The following is a 20577-nucleotide window of genomic DNA, read 5'->3' as shown; positions in this document are numbered from 1 at the left end:
ATACATACTTATGGGCTTAGCCCATAAAGCGAGTATATGCCTGACAAATATTTTGTTCTCCAGACTGCTTAGCGCGCTTTAACGCGACTTCAGCGTTGGCAATCAATTCATCCAGTGTTTGGCCGTCTTGATAAGATGCAATACCGATACATATCCCTTCACCTAGGCCGTTTTCATTAAGCTTGTTTAGGTTTTCAAGCGCAAAGTAATGCGCTTGATCTGAGTTGGTATCAGGCAAAACGATAATCAGCTTACCTAGCTGCCAATGGGACATTTGGTAGCGATGGGGGAGGTCGCGTAATAAGTGGATCTCAACTTCTTTTTGGCGTGACTCAAGTTGGCCAAGGTCACTCATATGACTTAGCATTTCTTCGGCACTGACATTGATTAATAACAAGCTAGAAAAGTCTTTACAGTTCTGGCTTAAGTTATTGAAGTAGCTTTCTAAATCAGCCTGATGGTTGAAGATAGTGCTACGTTGGGGCACGAGATTTCTTCTATCTTTATCGGCTATTCTACTGGCTGATTGCTCTAGGCTACAAACAATGTATTCCAGCTCGCCAGCACTATCTAAATGGCCTTTTAATGTGGCTTGTAAACAGTGGTCTTGGACATGATCGATGACGGCGAAAACCTGACCTTTCCAGCAACCTTGAATTTGCAGTTGCTGGGCTATTTGCGGCCACTGTTTGCTAAAGTCATCATTTAATAGACTCGCAATATTGAGTGCAGTTGAGTCCTCAATTTGCAGTAATTGATTAAAGGCTTCATTGGCTTTTAATACAATACCTTTAGGGTTGGTCAGCACGTTCGCCATAGGAACATCATTAAGTAATTGGTTCAACATCGCTTGCTCTTGGCTTTGCTTAAGCTGGCTTATATCTTCAAAGCTCACCAACATATAACGTCGCTTATTATCTGCACCAATTTCAATACGGATCCGCACAGCGAGCCAAGAGGCTAAACTAGCATCGACTAGCAGCTCTCCGCGCCATTCAAGATTGGTTTGGATTTGGTTTAAGAAGACACTGTATTCATCTTCATCCATCTCTAAAATACGTTGTAAGCTGCGGTCTGAAAGTTCTTCAATTGGCAGTGAAAGTAACGATGACGCAGCTTTGTTCGCAGTGACTATTCGACCACTGTCACTTGCAATAATGCAACCCACATCAGTATCGAATAAGCGATTGGTCATATAGATACTAAACTCACGCGAACGCTGTACTAGACGGTAAAGGTGGCTGAGGAAAATGACTAAGCAAGCGAGTAAAGTGAGCAGGGTTGCGCCAGCAATCAGAATATTACGCCACTGAGCAAACTTGGCTGCAATATCATCATTTTGAATGTATGAAACTAAGAAATATTCTCGGCGAGTTTCATATTGAGTTGTTAGCTCCACCTTTAAATAGACAAAGGTGGCTAAATCACCGTGAAACTGACCAAAGTTGCTCATGGCCATTTTGCGCCAAAGAGCCGGATAGGTCTGTTTTAGGCTACCGCCCATGGTTTCGGGTAGTCGGGTCACTTTGCCATCTTGTGGCACACCTGCGTATAGCAGTCCCTGTGTGTCTAGCATCATTAACGGCGACTGCTTACTTGAATAAGCGGGTTTAATGCTTCTGAGCATTTTCGCCATCGAGTTATAGGTGACTAGGTAGCCACGGATACTTTGATCGGGGTTTTCTAACCAAGCGAATTGGTATAAATAGGGCTCTAATTGACCATTGATGGGAGTGAACTCTAGCGGCGAAGTATAGATCTCGTTGCCGCCCATATTTCTGGTATTGCCCAGCAATGCCGCGGGTAGGCTCTCTTTGCCAAAGTCGTTACTATTGGCAAACTTGTGCTGACCTTTGGGATCATAAAGGGCAATACCTAATAGTTCAGGTACATTATCAACCAGCACATCCCAATTATTCAGTAGTCTTTTTTGGTTTTCAGCTGAAGGCAGCGCTAAATATTGTTTTAAGAGCTCTGACTTTGCAAACATCTGGGTTCTAAATTGCTGAAAAGTGACTTTATCAGAGATCAATGCGCCTACCGCTTGTAGTTCACTGTATCTTTGCGTAGCCCAGTCAGCCTGCAAACGTCTCTCACCTAAGGTGATAATAATATTAGTCAGAATGATCACCGTCACCAGTAGCATACAGATCTGACTGGCGGCGGCTAATATACGCTGTTGAGACCAATGGATCCCTTGAGCACTGATTAATAGAGGTAGTTTGCGGCTTAACATGTATTGAATTTTATTACGGTTATTATGGGCAGCATCTTAACACGAATTGCCCCCCTAACCAGTGTTTGTTAACCGACAATATCGAGCTCTCTTTGTTTAAACTGAGCGCCTCTCGACTCCACAATATGGCGGCAAGCTTCGATATTTACGCCTGTTAAGCCATTAATAGCAGATACTTGTACCTCGCTAATATATTGTGGCGCGAGGGCAATAAAATCGAGTAATGCTTGGTATGAGCCAGCCAGCTTTGGCTGACAATGCTGCTGGTAACCTATCTCGGTATCGGCATTAAGTGAAATCGATAGACTATCAACGCAGCTGGCTAATTCTGGCAAGATATTACGTTTATGGAATAGGTTACCTAAACCGTCGGTGTTGACTCTCACTTTGCCGCCACGCTGTTTAATCTCGGTCGCAACGCTAAGCAGTGTGGGTAGATTAAGTGTTGGTTCCCCGTAACCACAAAATACATACTCATCGAACTGCGTCACATCACCAAGCTGGTCGATAATCTCTTCGGCTTTAGGCTGACGGTTCAAGTCTAATTGATATTCATGTACTTGCTTACTGCCATTATGTTTTGGACAGAATTGACAGCGCAAGGTACAGCGGCCGGTAATATTGAGATAGCGGCTATTACGAATATCGTAAACAAGAGTCGGTTGGCTGGTGGTCATGATCACGCCTAGCTTGGTTTTTTATCGAATAAGAATAGCGCGTTGCTTAAGGGAAATCTGTTTGCTAGATCGAGTTACTTCATGTTCAATGAGAAGCAATGGCAATAGAAAAGGAGGCTTATAGCCTCCTTTTTGCATCAAACTGCCCCATTTTAAATAAGGTTAGCGCATGTTAATTGACGGGCTCTGATACGTTGTCGCCCTTAGGTTGCCACCACCAATTGAATACGCGACGTGAAGTGCGCCTAATATCATCTAAGATGATGTATAGCAGCGGCACTAACACTAAGGTCACCACAGTCGAGAATAAGATACCGAATGCTAGCGATGCAGCCATTGGGATCACAATCTGCGCCTGTAAACTCTTTTCTAGCAAAATAGGCACTAGACCAACAAAGGTGGTGAGTGAGGTTAAGATAATCGCTCTAAAGCGGTAACAACCCGAGTCGACAGCCGCCCTGACAATACTATGGCCTTCTGCCCGAGCGCGGTTAACAAAGTCCACTAAAATCAGCGAGTCATTTACAACTACCCCAGCTAATGCCACGATGCCACATAGGCTCAAAATACTCATGTTGAGACCTAAGATAAAATGACCAAACAGCGCACCAATCATACCAAATGGAATGACCGACATAATAATTAGCGGCTGGCTATAGGATTTAAGCGGAATAGCCATCAGCGCATAGATAGTAAATAGCGCAAAGAAGAAGCCCTGCATTAAGCTAATCAAAGCACTTTGCTCATCAGCGCTACCGCCATCTAAAGAGGTCGAAATCGTTGGATACTTAGCTTGCAATTGCACTAAGAAATCATCTTGGATTTCAGCGACAACTTTAGAGGGTTCAACCTTGTTGGTGTCAGCATTGGCATTAATGGTAATCGCGCGGCGACCATCAACTCGGGTAATTGAAGAGTAAGAGTCACCTAACTGCAAGTCGGCGACTGTAGAGAAAGGTACCGCCACGCCGCTTGGGGTGCGAATAAGCATATTCTCAAGATGCCCCACTGTGCGTCGCTGTTCTAGTGGGTAGCGCACCATCACCTTCACTTCTTCTTTATTACGCAAAATACGCTGGGCTTCATAACCGTAAAAGCCATAACGGACTTGGCGAGCAAGATCGGACAGGGTCAAGCCAAGCGCCTCCGCTTCGGGGCGTATTTGCAGTTTGATTTCCTGACTGCCCGATGAGAAGTTATCGGATACATCGTAAACGCCTTCATAGCTGCGTAGCTTGAGTTTAAGCTCTTCTGATGCTTGCGCCAGTTGCTCAAGGTTACTTGAGGTTAATCTAAACGAAATATCACCGCCGTTATCATTGGTGCTGGCATTGATATTGAGCTTTTTAACAGCGAGCAACTCGGGAAGTTGTTTACGCCATGCTGTGGCAATGGTTTCGCCGTCGACATCGCGGTCTTCACCTTTGGTTAGTTCAGCAAACAGAAACGCTGAAGTGCGTGAGCTCATATTAATAAAGCTGTGCTTAACCACCGGGTACCCAAGCTCTTTTTCCATTTCATCGTTCATGGCATAAAGCGCTTCTTCTACTTCTTGTACGACTTTTAAGGTATTTTCTTCTGAGCTACCTTCTTCCATCTCTAGGTTAACCTGAATAAAGTCAGACGGTAGGTCTGGGAAGAATACCCAACGCACTTGCCCGCTGAGTACCAGCGAGATCGATAAAATCAATACGCCAATAAATACTGCTACCGCATTATAACGCTGCACGATACAACGCTCTAAAAACGGTCGGTAATTATTGTGGATAAAGTACTGCACTTTATCATTGAGTTTTGCTTTTAAGCGCCCAAGTAATCCAAGCTGAGCACGGGGCTTACGCGGTTTCATATGGGCTAAGTGAGCTGGCAGGATAAGCTTAGATTCAATCAAAGAGAAGATAAGACATAGCACCACGACCATGCCGATGGATTTCCAGATAATCCCCTGTGGGCCAGACACCATCAACATTGGCATAAAGGCGGCAATGGTAGTGAGTACCCCGAAGGTGGCTGGCATGGCGACTTTATTAGCGCCCTTAATCACATTCTCAAGTGAGTGACCCTTTTCCTCAATTTCACTATAGGCACTCTCGCCAATCACAATGGCGTCGTCCACCACTATCCCTAGCACCAGAATAAATGCAAATAGGGTTAACAGGTTAATCGATAACGAAAACGGCTCAAGCGGCATAAACAGCATAGCGCCAAGGAAGCTAATCGGTAGCCCCATCATGACCCAAAAAGCCAACTTGATTTCTAAGAATAATGCCAAAATCAGGAACACCAATAAAGCACCGTAGAACATGTTAGATAACATCATGTTTAAGCGGCCTTTAAGGTAGTGGGTTAAATCGCCCCAAGTATCTAATTTAGCGCCTGTTGGTAAGGCATCACGCTTTTGCTCTATGTAGTCTTTGACCTGAGCAGAAATATCCAGTGCGTTTTGGTCATCGACACTGAGGATCTCGATAATCGCCGCGGGTTGACCATTAAAGCGGGTGTATTCTAGGCGCTCTTCAAAGCTATCATTGATGGTCGCCACTTGAGGCAGCATGATACGGCTACCATCAGGGCGAGTACTCACCACGATTTGCGCAAAGTCTTCGCCGGTATAGGCTTGGCCTTTAGTGCGTAGCAGGATGTCGCCATCTTTAGCGCGAATTGAACCGCCAGGCAGATCGATTGACGAGTTTTGTACTGCTTGCGCCACTTGCGAGAATGTCAGTCCATATTCACGCAGTTTATCTTCTGAAAGCTCAATGCCAATTTCATAGTCGCGTACTCCAGTGACCTGTGCTTTGGTAATGGCAGGCAGGGCGGCGACTTCATCACGAATGGTCTTGGCGAGCTCTTTCATTTCTTGCAGAGACTGGTCGCCATAAACAGAAATCCAAATCACATTGTTTTCTGGCTTAACGCGGTAGATATCGGGTTTTTCAATGTTTACCGGAAAGGTGGAGATCGCATCAATACGCAGTTTAGCTTCATCTAACACGTCTTGGGGATCGTAACTATCTTCCACTTCAATCGACACCGAACCAACGCCTTCACTGGCGACAGAGGTGACTTTCTTAATGCCATTAATATCTTGAATCGCTTCTTCGATTTTAATGGTAATCCCTTCTTCAATTTCTTGTGGCGCAGCGCCTGGGTAGGCAACGGTGATCCGCAGGTAATTAAGTTCAAACGAGGGGAAGATTTCTTTATTAATAATTAGCGTACTGAATAAACCACCAATGATCAGGATCCACATAAGTAGGTTAGCAGCGACATTGTTTCTAGCAAACCAAGCGATGATACCGGTTTGTGGCTCGCTAGGCGTATTGCTTGGTTCGGTTGTAGCGTGGTGATTATTGTCTGTGGTCATTATTGAGCACCTGCATTGGCAAGTTGCTCTTCTGTGTTATTTGTCTCTGAATCTATGTCTTGTGATGAACTCGACTCTTCACCTAGTACTTTAACGATTTGACCATTTTCGGCATTGGTCAGGTTAGTGAGTGAAATGCGCTCACCACTTTCAATGCTGCCTTTAATGTACACATTTTCTAAATCACTTTTAACCACATTGACGTTGCGTAGTTCAATGCTGTTGTCTTTATTAACGATAGTCACTTGGTTGTCACGCACTAAATGGCGCGGTAATTTTACAATCCCCTCAACAGTACGACCTTTAATAACGGCAGTAACAAAGGTGCCGTATTTAAGGGGTAACTGACCTTCAAGACGGTTATTACGTAGATAAGGATCTTTGACTTCTGCCACTAAGTAAACCATACGGTTCTCAGCATCAATTACCCCTTCGCTGCGGATGATCTGTCCTTGCCAGGTGATCGTTTTGCCGGCTAAGCCTGCACTTAAGCTCACATCGGTATCTGGGTTATCAACTGACTCTAGGTAGGCAAGATCATTATTTGATAGTGGCAGTCTGACTTCTGCAATACGCGTATCGTATAGCTCACCTAGATTCGTCCCTAAGGTAACGTATTGGCCTAAGTCGACAATACGCGATTTGATAATGCCATCAAATGGTGCGCGAATCACCGCGCGTTCTAAGTTACGCTGAGCACGGGCAAGGGCGGCTTGTTGGAACTTCACATTAGCTTGCTCTTGTTTAAGCTGAGGTAAACGCAGACCTAACTCAGGTGGCACGCCGCCGTCATAACCTTTCCAGTCATTTTTAGCGACTTCACCTTTTGCGCGCTCTTCTTCAAGTGCAGCTTTTGCTTGGGCAAGTGAGGCTTGCGCCTGCATCAAGTCCGCTTCGTAATCTGAAGGCTCAATGACTGCTAGCTCATCGCCTTTTTTAACAACGCCGCCGGCAACAAAGTTTGCCGATATGCTGAGCATACGACCTTTTACTTCGGTGACAAGCTGGGTTTTATATTTAGGGCTAACAACGCCGTATGAGGGTAAGTTTAACGATACAGTTTGTTGCTGCACTTCTGTGACATCAACAATGGCAACCGGTACTTCATCTGGTTTCTGCTCAGGGGCTTCTTTTGTGCCGATCAAAATCTGCGCAACAACAATAAAGGCAATAAGAATGAACAGTGGGCTCATTCTCCGCAGTAAGGTTTTTATTTTATTTATCATCTGATCCGCTAATCCATGCAAAGGTTCTTTCTAATTGCATAAATTACCAGAGTCAAAGGCAAGGTTAAATCATTATTTGTAAATGAAATATTTCAAGTTGTTGGTGGTGAGCAGAGGTATTTTGCAAGGGATAAAAAATGCATATTAAAAAGGGCCACATAATGTGACCCTTTAAGAATAAGCTGAAGTGTTTTACTTCTTCTTTTTCTTCTTGTTCTTCTTACTGAAGTTTTTGCTGTTATCTGGGCCAGGCTTTTTCTTTCCTGGTGGCTTAGCTTCTTTGTTCTTTGGACGCAGATCTTTAACGAAGCGGCGTTTTAGTGGTTGCTCGATATAACGCTCGATTTTACCCACAACGCGGATATCATGCGCTTCAACTAGCGAAATAGCAGTACCTTTTGCGCCAGCACGACCAGTACGACCAATACGGTGTACATAAGTGTCAGCAGAGCGAGGCATATCGAAGTTGATTACGTGAGTAATGTCGTCAATGTCAATACCACGTGCTGCAACGTCAGTCGCTAGCAAGATATTCACTTCGCCTTTAGTGAAGCGACCAAGGGCTTGGAAGCGCGCTTTTTGCTCCATATCACCACGCATAAATGCACAAGTGATACCTTCTTTTTGCAATAGACCTTCAAGGCTTGCAACTGCTTCACGGGTCTTTACGAAGACAATGGTGCGTTGCACATCTTCTTGTTTTAGCAGTGCGCACAATAAAGCAAACTTGTGAGCTTTATCGTCAGCAAGGTGGATCCACTGGTGGATCTTAGCTTTTTCACTGCGCGGTGCTTCAGCTTCTAACTTAACAGGGTTAGTCAGTAGGTTATGCGAGAAACGACCTACATCGCTGCCTTCAAGGGTGGCAGAGAACAACATCGTTTGTTTACGACCAACTGATTCGATAGCAATACTTTCAACTACGGCAGAAAAGCCCATGTCTAGCATGCGGTCAGCTTCGTCGATAACAAGTACTTCTACTTCTTCAGCGTTGAAGTGACCTTTATCTAGGTACTCCATTAAACGGCCTGGAGTCGCAACTAAGATATCAACGTTCTTTTGTAGTGCTTCTTCTTGCGGACCATAAGGAACACCACCAGTGATGATCACTGTGTCTAAACCTAAGCCTGTAGCCAAGTGGCTAGCGTAACGGTGAATTTGGCTAGCAAGTTCACGCGTTGGCGTTAGGATTAGTACGCGTGCACGGCCGCCGTATCGACGAGGGAAGTCGATAAGGTGTTGCAACGCAGGCAGAAGGAAGCTTGCTGTCTTACCCGTGCCAGTAGGCGCGCGAGCTAAGATATCTCTTTGCTCCATTGCGACTGGGATTGTTTGCTGTTGTATCGTAGTGGGTTTGTTATGACCCATTGCTTTCAGTGACTCTAACAAACAAGGGTCAAGCTGGAGATCTTCAAATTGCATGCGTGGCATCTCAATAAATAATAGCCGGACATTATAAAGCTTATAGAAGAGACTTTAAACGATTAGATCGTCGATCCTAGAGCTTTAAATAAAAATCCTGACTGAGTTGGATAAATTGGTCGCTGTACTGGCCGTTTTTCTGACGAATAGTCAGTTGCTGCTCAATCACTTCCGCCTTAACCGCATTCGCATTTAGGTGGCCGAGAAGCAGGACTTGTCTATTAGGGGCCTTACCTTCAACGCTTGCGGCTAAAAGTTTGCCTGTCAACATCAGCTGATGAGCGTTGAGCTTAGCCTCTAGTATAGCAACCGACTCGGTCGGCAGAATTAGGCTAGCGTTGCCGTCTGTAGCCAACAGTTGCTTAATAGACTGCAGTAATGTGTCAAAGCTTAGGCTGTCGGTATGTCTAGCACTTGCTCGGGCCCCTTTGCTTGATTGCGGCCCATTATCAAAGTAAGGCGGATTACAGATGATATGGTCAAACCGTTGCGCCTGATGCTGGCAATAGCTTTGGATATCGCAGCACACTAGCGATAAGCGTGCCGCCCAAGGGCTAGCGCTGAAGTTGCTAAGGCAATCAAGCGCCGCTTGTGGGTCAAGCTCAACGGCGGTAATGGCCGCGTGACTGCGCTGGGCTGCCATTAGACTCAACAGACCACTGCCAGCGCCAAGATCAAGAATGTGTTTGGCTTGAGTTAACGGCGCCCAAGCACCTAATAACACACCATCAGTGCTAACTGGCATACCGCAGCGAGTATCATCGATATGAAAACGTTTAAAGGTGAATGGCATAGCAGCAATATCGAATATATGAATGAAGCTAATTGTACGCTAAACAAGCCAAGCCTGAAATTAGTCGATGTCATGGAATTTGTTAATTGTTAAGCAAACGGTGAATTTTGCTGCTGGTAAGTGGTTACTAGCTTTAAAACGCTTGCTGGCTATTAAAGCAGATGTGTCTTGTTGTGGCGGCTAATAGGGCTAATGTAAGTTATGAAAACCACTTGTTAATAATGTGTTTTTGTTTATATCGAGAATGCGGTTTATTCCGTATGCTTGCTTGTTAATTAGATATTACTCTGATAATAGTATGCCCCTCTTTACTCGGTAAAAGCCCAGTTTTAGAGTCGGTAAACCAGTTTTAAAGCAATTTTAGCGTTAGTATTTTCCGCTGCTGTTCAAAAACTCGCCAAGAATAGGCCGTATTTACCACGGAACCATGTAAAGTAATAATTACACATTTTTGATGTCGTCCTAACGGGGTGCCTTAAAGGCATGACGGCATAAAATCGTTAACTAAATAAAAAATCTAGATGGGGAATAAAGTGCAGAATAATCAGTTGAGTATTGCAGATACGTTGGGGTTAGGGTTTATGACCTTTGCGTTCTTTTTGGGCGCGGGTAACCTAATTTTCCCACCTTTAGCAGGCTTCTTAGCCGGCGAAAACATCACGCTTGCCATGTTTGGCTTCCTTATTACTGCAGTGGGTCTGCCACTGATCACTCTGATTGCTGTCGCTAAAGCGAACGGTAAGATTATGCAACTGCTGCCTCCCATCGCTGCAACTGCACTTGCTGTGTCGATCTTTATCATTATAGGTCCTGCATTTGCGGCGCCTAGAACCGGTCTAGTTGCCTACGAAGTTGGCTTTAAGCCGTTTCTAGAAGATACCTCTGCTGTATTTATCATCGGTGGTCTAACGTTTAATATCACTCAACTATTTTATACGTTAGGTTTCTTTGGTCTTTCAATGGTGCTTGCTCTATTCCCTGGCAAGTTACTAGACAGTGTCGGCAAGGTATTAACGCCCATCCTTATCCTATTGTTAGTTGGTCTTGCTATCTCTGTTATTGTTATTCCGGGCAGTGACATTGGCGCTGCAGTTGGTGATTACCAAACTAACCCGCTAACTAAAGGTATTTTGGAAGGTTACAACACCATGGATACCTTGGCATCGTTGATTTTCGGTATGTTAATTATCGATATTCTACGTAAAAAAGGTATCAGCGAACCTGCTGCGCAAACTAAGTATCTAATTAAAGCAGCGCTGATTGCTGCTGCCGGTCTAGCTTTTGTTTATATCTCACTATTTTTCCTAGGTGCTACAGCGGGTGATTTAGCTGCGGGTGCTGAAAATGGTGGTGTAATTTTAACTAATTACGTGATTGCTAAGTTTGGCGCTAGCGGCATGATCTTGTTGTCATCAGTAGTTACCCTTGCTTGTTTAACCACGTCTGTTGGTCTAATTAGTGCCTGTGGTGAGTACTTTAACGAGCTAGCGCCAAAGGTTTCTTACCGCCGCTTTGTGATATTGGTAAGTGTTGTTTGTGCAACGGTTGCTAACGTTGGTCTAGCGCAGTTAATCGATATTAGTGTTCCAGTACTAATGACTGTTTACCCGGTTGCGATTGCTTTGGTTGCGGTAACTTTCCTAACAGAACGTTTTGCACACCCGAAAACAGCGCACCGTTTAGTGGTTAGTGTGGCACTATTCTTCGGTATTATTGATGGCTTTAAAGCCGCTAAAGTTGATGTAAGCTTCTTTAACTTTATGCCGCTACATAACGAAGGCATGGCGTGGTTACTGCCAACGGCTATCGTGATTATTGCTTGTCTAATGGCGAAGAAACCAAGTCAGCCAGTAGCTGCGAGCTAGAAACTGATATAGCCTAATTGCTGGTTTGATTAAGATAGCGAACCACAACGCAATGGCATAATATTGAGGCGATGATTCATTGAATCATCGCCTTTTTGTTTAAAGAAGGTTTAAACAAGGTTTAAAAGCAGAGGCTAGAAATAGCTAATGCGGCAGAACGCTTTTGTCGGTCGGCATTTATGCCGTCGTTGCTGTCGTTATTGATATTGCAGTTGATGATGGGCTAAAGCCCAACCTGCATAAGCATGACAGAGTTTCTGTGTAGGTCGGCATTTATGCCGTCGTTGGTATCGTTATTGATATCGTGATTGATGCCATTGTTGATATCGTGATTGATGCCATTGTTGATATCGTTGCTGTCGTTATTGATAGCGCAGTCGATGATGGGCTAAAGCCCAACCTACATAAGCATGACAGAGTTTCTGTGTAGGTCGGCATTTATGCCGTCGTTAATGCCGTGATTGATGCCGTCATTGGTATTGTCATTTATGCCGTTGTTGATAGCCTTGCTGTCGTTATTGATATTGCAGTTGATGATGGGCTAAAGCCCAACCTACATAAGCATGACAGAGCTTCTGTGTAGGTCGGCATTTATGCCATTGTTGATAGCGTTGCTGTCGTTATTGATAGCGCAGTTGATGATGGGCTAAAGCCCAACCTACATAAGCATGACAGAGTTTCTGTGTAGGTCGGCATTTATGCCGTCATTGGTATCGTTATTGATATCGTGATTGATGCCATTGTTGATAGCGTTGCTGTCGTTATTGATATTGCAGTTGATGATGGGCTAAAGCCCAACCTACATAAGCATGACAGAGTTTCTGTGTAGGTCGGCATTAATGCTGACTAGATTTTAGATTGGAATATTTGGATAGGAATGAGAAGTGTCAGATAAGTACACGCCTGATAGCATTATTGATATTTTCTTAGATGATCTCTGGTCAACCAAGGGGCTAAGCGATAACACCTTAAGCGCCTATCGTACCGATTTACGCCATTTAGACCGTTACTTGCAGCTGCGTGGTGGCAAACTGCTCTGTTGTTCGCAATTTGAGGTGCGTGACTACCTTGAAGAGCGTTTTGACAAAGGGGCGGCCAAAACCAGTAGCGCGCGCATGATGAGCAGCCTTAGACGTTTCTATAACTACTTAATCGTGAAAAAGCAGATAGAAACAGACCCGATGGCGTTAATAGAATCGCCAAAACTGGCGCGTAAACTGCCTGACTCGCTAAGTGAGCAAGATATCGACCGTTTGCTGGCAGAGCCGGTTGATGACGATCCGCTAGAAAGCCGCGATAAAGCCATGTTGGAACTCTTGTACGCCACAGGTTTGCGTGTCTCCGAGCTGGTGGGGCTCACCATGGAACAACTCAGTTTGCGCCAAGGTTTAGTGCGCATTACCGGTAAAGGCGGCAAAGAGCGCTTGGTACCGCTGGGTGAGTTAGCGGTGGCTGAGCTAGAGGCTTACTTAAAATTTGCTAGAGCAGAGCTACTGAAAGGCAAGCAAAGCGATGTGTTGTTTCCATCTAAACGAGCCCAACAGATGACGCGGCAGACATTTTGGCATCGAATTAAGCTATACGCATTAAGAGCTGGCATTAGCACTGAATTGTCGCCGCATACCTTGCGTCATGCCTTTGCCACTCACTTATTAAATCATGGTGCAGACCTGCGTGTGGTGCAGTTATTACTTGGCCACAGCGATTTATCAACCACGCAAATTTATACCCATGTCGCCACCGCTAGGCTTGCAAGCCTGCACAGTGAGCATCATCCTAGGGGCTAGTTTAACTTAATCTAATAGCATTAAATTGAATTGAGTGAGTGCTTTAGCTTTGTTGACTGGTAAATACAGCTTGGTCAATTTAGGCTTTAGCGGACACTCATTAGCACAAATATTTGATGGGTTTCACGTCTGTATGATTTAGTTACAGCAAATAATTTGCTTTAACTTGGTTGAGTCTGTAACTTTTCAGCTCCAAACTAGGTCTAATCGTTTATATCCAATAAGTCTGACCCTTACAAAAGAGTAGGAATACCCATGAAGTTCACTCGAACGTTTTCTTTGATTATGGCAATGTTAATTGCACCAGCCGCTAGCGCAGCTTCAAACACTAGTGACGACACTGCAGCGTTAAAGCAAAAGCTAAGCGACACCCTTAGCGTTGAAGTGATTTCAATTAAGCCATCACCGGTTGCTGAGTTATACGAAGCGTTTACCGATCGTGGCGTGCTGTATATTACTAAAGACGGTTCAAAGTTATTTCACGGTAACCTTTATGACTTAAATAAGGGCATGAAAAACCTAACTGAAGCGGCAATGGCGGGTCCTCGCATCGATATGATGAAGCCGCTTGAAGATCATATGTTGGTTTACAAGGCTAAGAATGAAAAGCACGTAGTAACTATCTTTACTGATGTCAGCTGTGGTTATTGCCGTAAATTACACAACGAAATGGACGGTTATAACGACTTAGGTATTACTGTACGTTACTTAGCGTTCCCACGCGCAGGTGTTCCATCTGCAAATGCTGATGAAATGGAATCAGTATGGTGTGCTAAAGACCCACTAAAAGCGATGGGCGATGCTAAAAATGGCAGAGCAGTTCAGAAAGCCTCATGTGATGCTAAAATTAAAGAGCAATATCAGTTAGGCCAAGCATTTGGCATTAACGGTACACCAGCAATTATTTTAGACGACGGCACTTTGATCCCTGGTTACCAGCCACCAGAGGCATTATTACGCACACTTGAATCGCAGCAATAATAGCGATTTTAGTTAAGCGACAAAAAAAGGTGAGCCAAGGCTCACCTTTTTTGTGCCCCTTTAGCGGCAGTCTTGTTATGCTAATCGAGTCAATTTTTCAGAGGATTTAATCTCACGTGATCCATCAGATAGTACGCCGTCCAAGAGTGGATGATAGCCACCTTCCCGATACGTTTTCGCCGATCTTAAAACAGATTTATGCCAGTCGTGGTGTTGCTGCATCTGACTGTGAATTGAGCTTAGCTAAGTTGCTGCGCCCAGATACTATGGCGGGATTAGCGCAAGCAGCGAAAATTGTTGCTGATGGCATAGAAGCGCAAAAAGCGATTCTTATTATGGGCGACTTTGACGCCGATGGTGCCACCTCTACCAGTGTATGTGTGCTTGCGCTGCGGATGATGGGCGCGCAAAAAATTGATTACCTTATCCCAAATCGCTTCGATTACGGCTATGGTTTAAGCCCTGAAATCGTTGCGGTTGCTGCGAGTAAAAATGCCGAACTGCTGATCACCGTTGATAACGGTATTTCATCGATTGAAGGCGTCGCTGCAGCTAAAGCACTGGGCATGACAGTAGTGATTACCGACCATCACTTGCCGGGCAACACAGTACCAGATGCCGATGCAATTGTGAACCCTAATCAAGATGGCTGCGAGTTTGCCAGTAAATCGATTGCAGGGGTTGGCGTAGCGTTTTACTTAATGTCGGCGCTTCGAGCCGAGCTAAGACGCCGTAATTGGTACCAACAGCAAAACATCGCGGAGCCGAATCTTGCTCAATTGTTGGATATTGTTGCCCTTGGTACTGTCGCCGATGTGGTATCACTCGACACCAATAACCGTATTTTGGTTGAAGCGGGTTTGCAGCGAGTCAAAGCAGGACGCTGTCGCGTGGGGATTACTGCGCTGCTTGAAGTGGCTAAACGTACACCATCGCGCATTGTTGCCTCTGACTTTGGTTTTGCCGTAGGTCCAAGGCTAAACGCCGCAGGACGTTTAGATGAAATGGCATTAGGGGTTGAAACCTTACTGTGCGATGACATCATGCTAGCAAGACGCATGGCATCTGAGCTTGATGGTTTGAATGCTGAGCGCCGCGATCTTGAAGCGGATATGCAACAAGAAGCGCTCAAGAGCCTTGAGAGTATCGAGCTTAATGAAGCAGAACTGCCTTGGGGCATTGCCATTTATCAAGCGGATTGGCACCAAGGGGTTATCGGTATTTTAGCCTCGCGTATTAAAGATAAATATCACCGCCCAGTGATCGCCTTCGCCGAAGCGGGCGAGGGTGAGATTAAAGGCTCTGCACGCTCGATTAAGGGCCTGCACATGCGCGACTTGTTAGAGCTAATCAACAGCCGCCACCCAGGAATGATTTTAAAGTTTGGTGGTCACGCTATGGCGGCGGGTTTGTCGATTCAAGCAGGGCAGTTTGCCCAGTTTGCTGATGCGTACGACAAAGCCGTACGTGAGGTGTTAGCGCCAGAATTATTGACCGGTGAGTTGGTATCTGACGGCGAACTAGTGCCTGAGCAGTTTAAACTGGATCTTGCTAGTGAATTACGTGCAGCTGGCCCTTGGGGACAGTCGTTCCCTGAGCCGTTATTTGACGGTTACTTTAGAGTGATACAGCAACGAATTGTCGGCGAAAAGCACTTAAAGCTGATTCTAGAAACGGAGTGCGGCCGGGTGATGCTCGATGCCATCGCCTTTAATGTGGACTTGAAGACTTGGCCTGATGCTACGATTCAATATGCGCAGGTGGTGTATAAACTCGATGTAAACGAGTTTAGAGGCAATCAGAGCTTGCAGTTGATGGTTGAGCAGATAGAGCCTAAGTAGCTATCGTCTAAAGCTAACGTTAACGGATTCTATATTCAGAGAAAGGATGCATTGATTGCATCCTTTTTTGTTTGATATTTACAGAATAAAACTTGGTAAATCAGCAAACTAGGCAGGTTTTAATGGTAAAACCGTGCTGAACTTCAATGACTCCATAGCAAAGGTTGAAGTGACATTGGTGAGGCCTGCAACTTGGTTAACCAAGCGCTTATAAAAGTGGTCAAAAGCCGCCATATCTTCAACTTGTACCCGCATCATATAATCATATTCTCCCGCCATGCGGTAAAACTCCATCACTTCAGGCATAGCGTACACAGCTTCAATAAAGGTTTCATACCAAGCGTGAGAATGGTCGCAAGTCTTAACCTGTACGAATGCGGTGAAATCAACGCCAATTTTACTTGGATTGAGCAGGGCGACACGCTTACTAATAACGCCTTCTTCTTCTAAACGCTTTAGGCGTTTCCAGCAAGGCGTGGTCGTTAAATTAACCGCTTTAGCCAACTCGTTAAGCGATAAGGTCACATCGTGCTGCAGCATGGTGAGCAGCTGGCGGTCTACTTTATCTAACTTTACTTTTTCAACCACAAGGTTTTCCTAATGCGTTTATTAATTGATTATCTATAGTTGCTTAATTAAGCATTTCTATAATTTAAGAATGTATTTTAGTAGAAAAAAATTCTCTTTGTTGTGTTATTTGTAGAAAAAATGGAAAAATATTTCTTCAGTCAATCCATTACAATGAATCAAAGATTGCAATGACGTTATTTAAAGTAGTGTCGATGACTAAAAGCGAGTAGAACAATGAACCAACACTTATGGCCTTTATTTCTTGAAGCAGTAAAACGTGATGTCGTTCCAGCCCTTGGCTGTACAGAACCAATTTCAGTGGCATTAGCTGCAGCCATTGCTATTGATGAGCTTGGGATAAAAGCTCAAGCTAGCATCGTTTCATCGGACATCAAGATTGACGTCAGTGTCTCTGCTAACTTAATGAAAAATGGCATGGGTGTTGGGATCCCAGGCACTGGTATGGTTGGTTTGCCAATTGCTGCCGCAATCGGCGCTGTTTCAGGTGATCGTGATGCTGGTCTTGAGGTGCTAAAAGGCCTGACCGCAAGCGATGTTCAAATCGCTAAATCGATGCTGGATAACAATCAAGTGACTGTCGGTGTGGCTGATGTGGCTAATGTCTTGTACGCTAAAGTTACGGTTTATTATCAGCAACAAACGGCGAGCGTAACCATTGCCGATAGCCACACCAAGGTTATTGCGATTGAAAAAAATGGCGAGCAATGCTTAGTTGAGTCAAAGGCTGAGGTTGTTAAAGGCAAGGCCAAAATCGACCCATTTATCGAAGCCAAATTGCAAGATATTTATGATTTTGCCATTCATGCACCTTTGGATGAAATCGATTTTATTATGCAGGCTAAAAACCTAAATGATGCCTTATCGGTTGAAGGCCTTAGCGGTAACTACGGTTTAAAAATTGGCGCGACTTTTATTAAAAACCAAGAAAGAGGTTTATTGTCAGGCGGCTTATTAACTGAAGTATTAACCCGCACCGCTGGCGCATCTGATGCGCGTATGGACGGCGCTATGATGCCAGCCATGAGCAACTCAGGCTCAGGCAACCAAGGTATTGCGGCCACTATGCCTGTGGTTGTCAGTGCCGACTTTTTAAAGTCGAGCGAAGAGAAAACCGTCCGCGCATTAATGTTGTCGCATTTAACCGCTATCTACATTAAGAGCTATCAAAACAAGCTGTCAGCGTTATGCGGTGCAACTACGGCAGCCATGGGCTCGGCTGCAGGCATTACCTATCTGCTTGATGGCGAGATTGAGCAAGTCAGCGCTGCCATTTGCAGCATGATTGGCGATGTCAGTGGCGTGATTTGTGATGGCGCCAAAACTGCTTGTGCCATGAAAGTATCTTCATCGGCAGGCGCTGCGGTAAAAGCGGCCTTAATGGCGATTGATGGTATTCGAGTTACTGGCACTGAAGGGATTGTTGCTGATGATGTTGACCAAACCATTCGTAACCTTGCAGCATTAGCCAATGGCGCGATGACCCAAACCGATGTGCAGATCTTAGAAATTATGATGCACAAGTAAGCCACTCCTGCTTAAATCTAAAGTCAAAAGTTTAAGCCAAATCGATTGTTCGTTGAGCATCGATTTGGCTTTTTAGTTTCTGGCTCATGCTCTTTCTCTGTCAACATTATCCTCTAGCCACTCTATCCCCCAGTATTAAAACGCTTATTCAAGCTCTCATTCAAAAATGCCAATCAATATAATTACCTCCTCTGTGACTCGGCTTTAGTAGCAACTGGCTTAAGTGCTTCTGTTAAAAAGTACTCTACAAGTTTGATTTTTAAGCAGATTTATCTTGTTGATGGGCACGTGACTTTACTCACACATCAATTTGAATTAGCCGTGGCTATCACTTTAATTGGCGAAATGTGCGCTGCACCTCTCTAAGTTAAAATCTAAAATATTGAAATAAATCACATTTTTGTGCTGTTGTAAGCTGAAGATTAATGACTAATAAGGTGAAGGGTATCAAACTATTGGGCGGTTAAAAGTGATTAACTCTTGATCTGGATCAGTACGGATAAATCATCTGAAAAATTCACTTAATTGAGAGCATGTTTTGCTAAATTTACGCTGATTGATGGCATTTTAAATAAAAAAATTCTCTCCATCCTTGAGTATGCTCAGGCCAAGCAAACGCTATAAAACCATGTGTTCTCATCGGCACAAATATAATTATAATTTTTATCATATCAGTGGCTTTAGCCAAATTTAATGGAATTGATATATGAGTGAAATAGTCCAAGGTGCACCAAGTGCTGACCTACAAGCGCAACCCTTACACGAACGCGCCAATATGACCAAAGCTGAATGGCAACAAGCGACCAAGTTTGACAGTGTCGACCTTGGCTGGATTGTAATGAGTATTGGTATGGCTATCGGTGCCGGTATTGTATTTTTGCCTGTTCAAGTTGGCGTAATGGGATTATGGGTATTTTTACTGTCATCCATCATCGGTTACCCAGCCATGTATCTCTTCCAAAAGCTATTTATCAATACACTCGCTGAGTCAAAAAAGTGTACCGATTACCCTGGCGTAATTGAAAACTATCTTGGTAAAAACTGGGGCATCGCACTCGGTGTGCTGTACTTCTTGATGTTGGTTATTTGGGTGCTGGTTTACTCGTTAGCGGTAACTAATGACAGTGCCTCTTACCTGCATTCATTTGGGGTGACTGAAGGCAAGCTTAGTGACAATGTGTTCTATGGTTTAGGACTAATCTGTGTGCTCGCTTTTATTGGCTCAAAAGGTGAGAAGCTGCTGTTTAAGCTGTCAGGTTTTATGGCGGTAACGGTACTGACATTAGTCGCGGTAATGGGCATATTACTGATGGCACGTTGGGATATGGCCAATATTCCAAGCATGGGTGAATTTGGCCCTATGCTAAAAAATGCCATTATTACCCTGCCATTTACCTTAACTTCAATTCTGTTTATCCAGTCGTTAAGCCCAATGGTTATCTCATATCGCTCACACGAAAAGTCGATTGAAGTAGCACGTTTCAAGGCTGAGCGAGCAATGAAAATTGCCTTTGCTATTCTGTTCGTGGTGGTGTTCTTCTTTGCAATATCATTTACCTTTGCCATTAGCCAAACCCAAGCGACTGAAGCGATGAATCAGAACATCTCTGCTCTGGCGATTATTGCGCAGTACTTCCCTGGCAGCTGGGCGACAGTGACGGGTATCGTGATTAACATCTTTGCGGTAGTGACTTCTTTCTTTGGTGTGTTCTTAGCATTCCAAGAAGCGTGTCGCGGTTTGGCGATGAACGTGTTACTGCGTAGTCGTAAAGAATCACAGATTAATAAAGAGCTAGTGAATAAACTCATCACTGTGTTCATTATTTTACTGGCTTGGTCGGCGATTGCGTTGAATGCACCAATTCTGTCATTCACTTCGATTTGTAGCCCAATATTTGGTTTAGTGGGGTGTTTGATCCCAGCTTACTTGGTGTACAAAGTACCGCACTTGAACAAGTACAAAGGTTGGGCGACTAACTTGATTATTGTGACGGGTGTTTTGTTGTGTATCTCGCCTTTGTTGGCGTTCATGTAGTTACCTTTTTCGCTGATTAGCGATTGGGTAATCAAGCTGGCGCTTGGGCTTTGGGTTAGACAGGGTCTAACTGACGCTTACAGCGATAGACAGTCAAACTTCGTTTGATAAAAGTGATTAAGTTAGACTGCGTCTAACAACTAAAGTCGTGGCGCTTTGCCCCACATTAGGGGCATCAGGCTGCGCCTGACCAACGCTTTACATCTATAGACAATCAAGCTGCGCTTGATAA

The 20577-nt window shown here is 44.5% G+C and carries 15 protein-coding genes; 8 read left to right on the top strand and 7 right to left on the bottom strand.

Annotated elements, in window-relative coordinates; all coding sequences use genetic code 11:
• Positions 1–16 precede the first annotated feature (16 nt).
• From L2748_RS01565 to L2748_RS01540, 6 genes are all read right to left on the bottom strand, one after another.
• Positions 17–2236 (bottom strand): PAS domain-containing protein, encoded by a 2220-nt coding sequence (locus tag L2748_RS01565; RefSeq protein WP_220778642.1) that lies wholly within the window; start codon positions 2234–2236, stop codon positions 17–19.
• 68 nt (positions 2237–2304) lie between these two features.
• Positions 2305–2913, bottom strand: a complete 609-nt coding sequence (locus tag L2748_RS01560) for a TatD family nuclease-associated radical SAM protein (RefSeq protein ID WP_220778641.1) — start codon at positions 2911–2913, stop codon at positions 2305–2307.
• 172 nt (positions 2914–3085) lie between these two features.
• Complete coding sequence (locus L2748_RS01555) at positions 3086–6280, bottom strand: efflux RND transporter permease subunit (RefSeq protein ID WP_246616059.1); 3195 nt, start codon at positions 6278–6280, stop codon at positions 3086–3088.
• Positions 6280–7506 carry an efflux RND transporter periplasmic adaptor subunit gene (locus tag L2748_RS01550; RefSeq protein WP_220778640.1) on the bottom strand — a complete coding sequence of 409 codons (1227 nt, stop codon included), beginning with the start codon at positions 7504–7506 and terminating at the stop codon, positions 6280–6282. Before L2748_RS01550 ends, L2748_RS01555 begins: the two co-directional genes overlap by 1 nt.
• Before the next feature lie 192 nt (positions 7507–7698).
• A complete protein-coding gene (gene srmB, locus L2748_RS01545; RefSeq protein ID WP_220778639.1) occupies positions 7699–8928 on the bottom strand; it encodes an ATP-dependent RNA helicase SrmB in 1230 nt (409 codons plus the stop codon).
• Positions 8929–9004: 76 nt separating this feature from the next.
• Complete coding sequence (locus L2748_RS01540; protein ID WP_220778637.1) at positions 9005–9721, bottom strand: tRNA1(Val) (adenine(37)-N6)-methyltransferase; 717 nt, start codon at positions 9719–9721, stop codon at positions 9005–9007.
• A 521-nt stretch (positions 9722–10242) separates the two neighbouring features.
• On the opposite strand from L2748_RS01540, the gene brnQ reads away from it, so the two are divergent.
• The 6 genes from brnQ to recJ all read left to right on the top strand — a co-directional run bounded on the left by brnQ (position 10243) and on the right by recJ (position 16195).
• The gene (gene brnQ / locus L2748_RS01535) at positions 10243–11586 is read left to right on the top strand and encodes a branched-chain amino acid transport system II carrier protein (protein WP_220778635.1); all 1344 of its coding nucleotides are present in this window, start codon (positions 10243–10245) and stop codon (positions 11584–11586) included.
• 304 nt (positions 11587–11890) lie between these two features.
• Positions 11891–12016: a hypothetical protein gene (locus L2748_RS24395; RefSeq protein WP_276516250.1), complete on the top strand. Its 126-nt coding sequence runs from the start codon at positions 11891–11893 to the stop codon at positions 12014–12016.
• Positions 12017–12043: 27 nt separating this feature from the next.
• Positions 12044–12169: a hypothetical protein gene (locus L2748_RS24390; protein ID WP_276516249.1), complete on the top strand. Its 126-nt coding sequence runs from the start codon at positions 12044–12046 to the stop codon at positions 12167–12169.
• Positions 12170–12470: 301 nt separating this feature from the next.
• Entirely contained in the window at positions 12471–13373 is a 903-nt protein-coding gene (xerD, locus tag L2748_RS01530; protein ID WP_220778633.1) for a site-specific tyrosine recombinase XerD, read from the top strand.
• Between the two features lie 255 nt (positions 13374–13628).
• On the top strand, positions 13629–14354 hold the full coding sequence (dsbC, locus tag L2748_RS01525) for a bifunctional protein-disulfide isomerase/oxidoreductase DsbC (protein WP_220778632.1): 726 nt from the start codon (positions 13629–13631) through the stop codon (positions 14352–14354).
• Between the two features lie 116 nt (positions 14355–14470).
• Positions 14471–16195: a single-stranded-DNA-specific exonuclease RecJ gene (gene recJ, locus L2748_RS01520; protein WP_220778629.1), complete on the top strand. Its 1725-nt coding sequence runs from the start codon at positions 14471–14473 to the stop codon at positions 16193–16195.
• Positions 16196–16303: 108 nt separating this feature from the next.
• On the opposite strand, the gene L2748_RS01515 is transcribed toward recJ, so the two are convergent.
• Positions 16304–16783 (bottom strand): Lrp/AsnC family transcriptional regulator, encoded by a 480-nt coding sequence (locus L2748_RS01515; protein ID WP_220778627.1) that lies wholly within the window; start codon positions 16781–16783, stop codon positions 16304–16306.
• A 216-nt stretch (positions 16784–16999) separates the two neighbouring features.
• Between L2748_RS01515 and L2748_RS01510 the strand changes: the two genes are divergently transcribed.
• Both L2748_RS01510 and L2748_RS01505 read left to right on the top strand, forming a co-directional pair.
• Positions 17000–18310: an L-cysteine desulfidase family protein gene (locus L2748_RS01510; protein WP_220778625.1), complete on the top strand. Its 1311-nt coding sequence runs from the start codon at positions 17000–17002 to the stop codon at positions 18308–18310.
• A 775-nt stretch (positions 18311–19085) separates the two neighbouring features.
• Positions 19086–20345, top strand: a complete 1260-nt coding sequence (locus L2748_RS01505; protein WP_220778705.1) for an amino acid permease — start codon at positions 19086–19088, stop codon at positions 20343–20345.
• Positions 20346–20577: the final 232 nt, after the last annotated feature.

The sequence above is a fragment of the Shewanella sairae genome, from assembly GCF_023283535.1.
GTDB classification, from domain to species: Bacteria; Pseudomonadota; Gammaproteobacteria; order Enterobacterales; family Shewanellaceae; genus Shewanella; species Shewanella sairae.
This window is presented reverse-complemented; position numbering and strand designations above follow the sequence as displayed.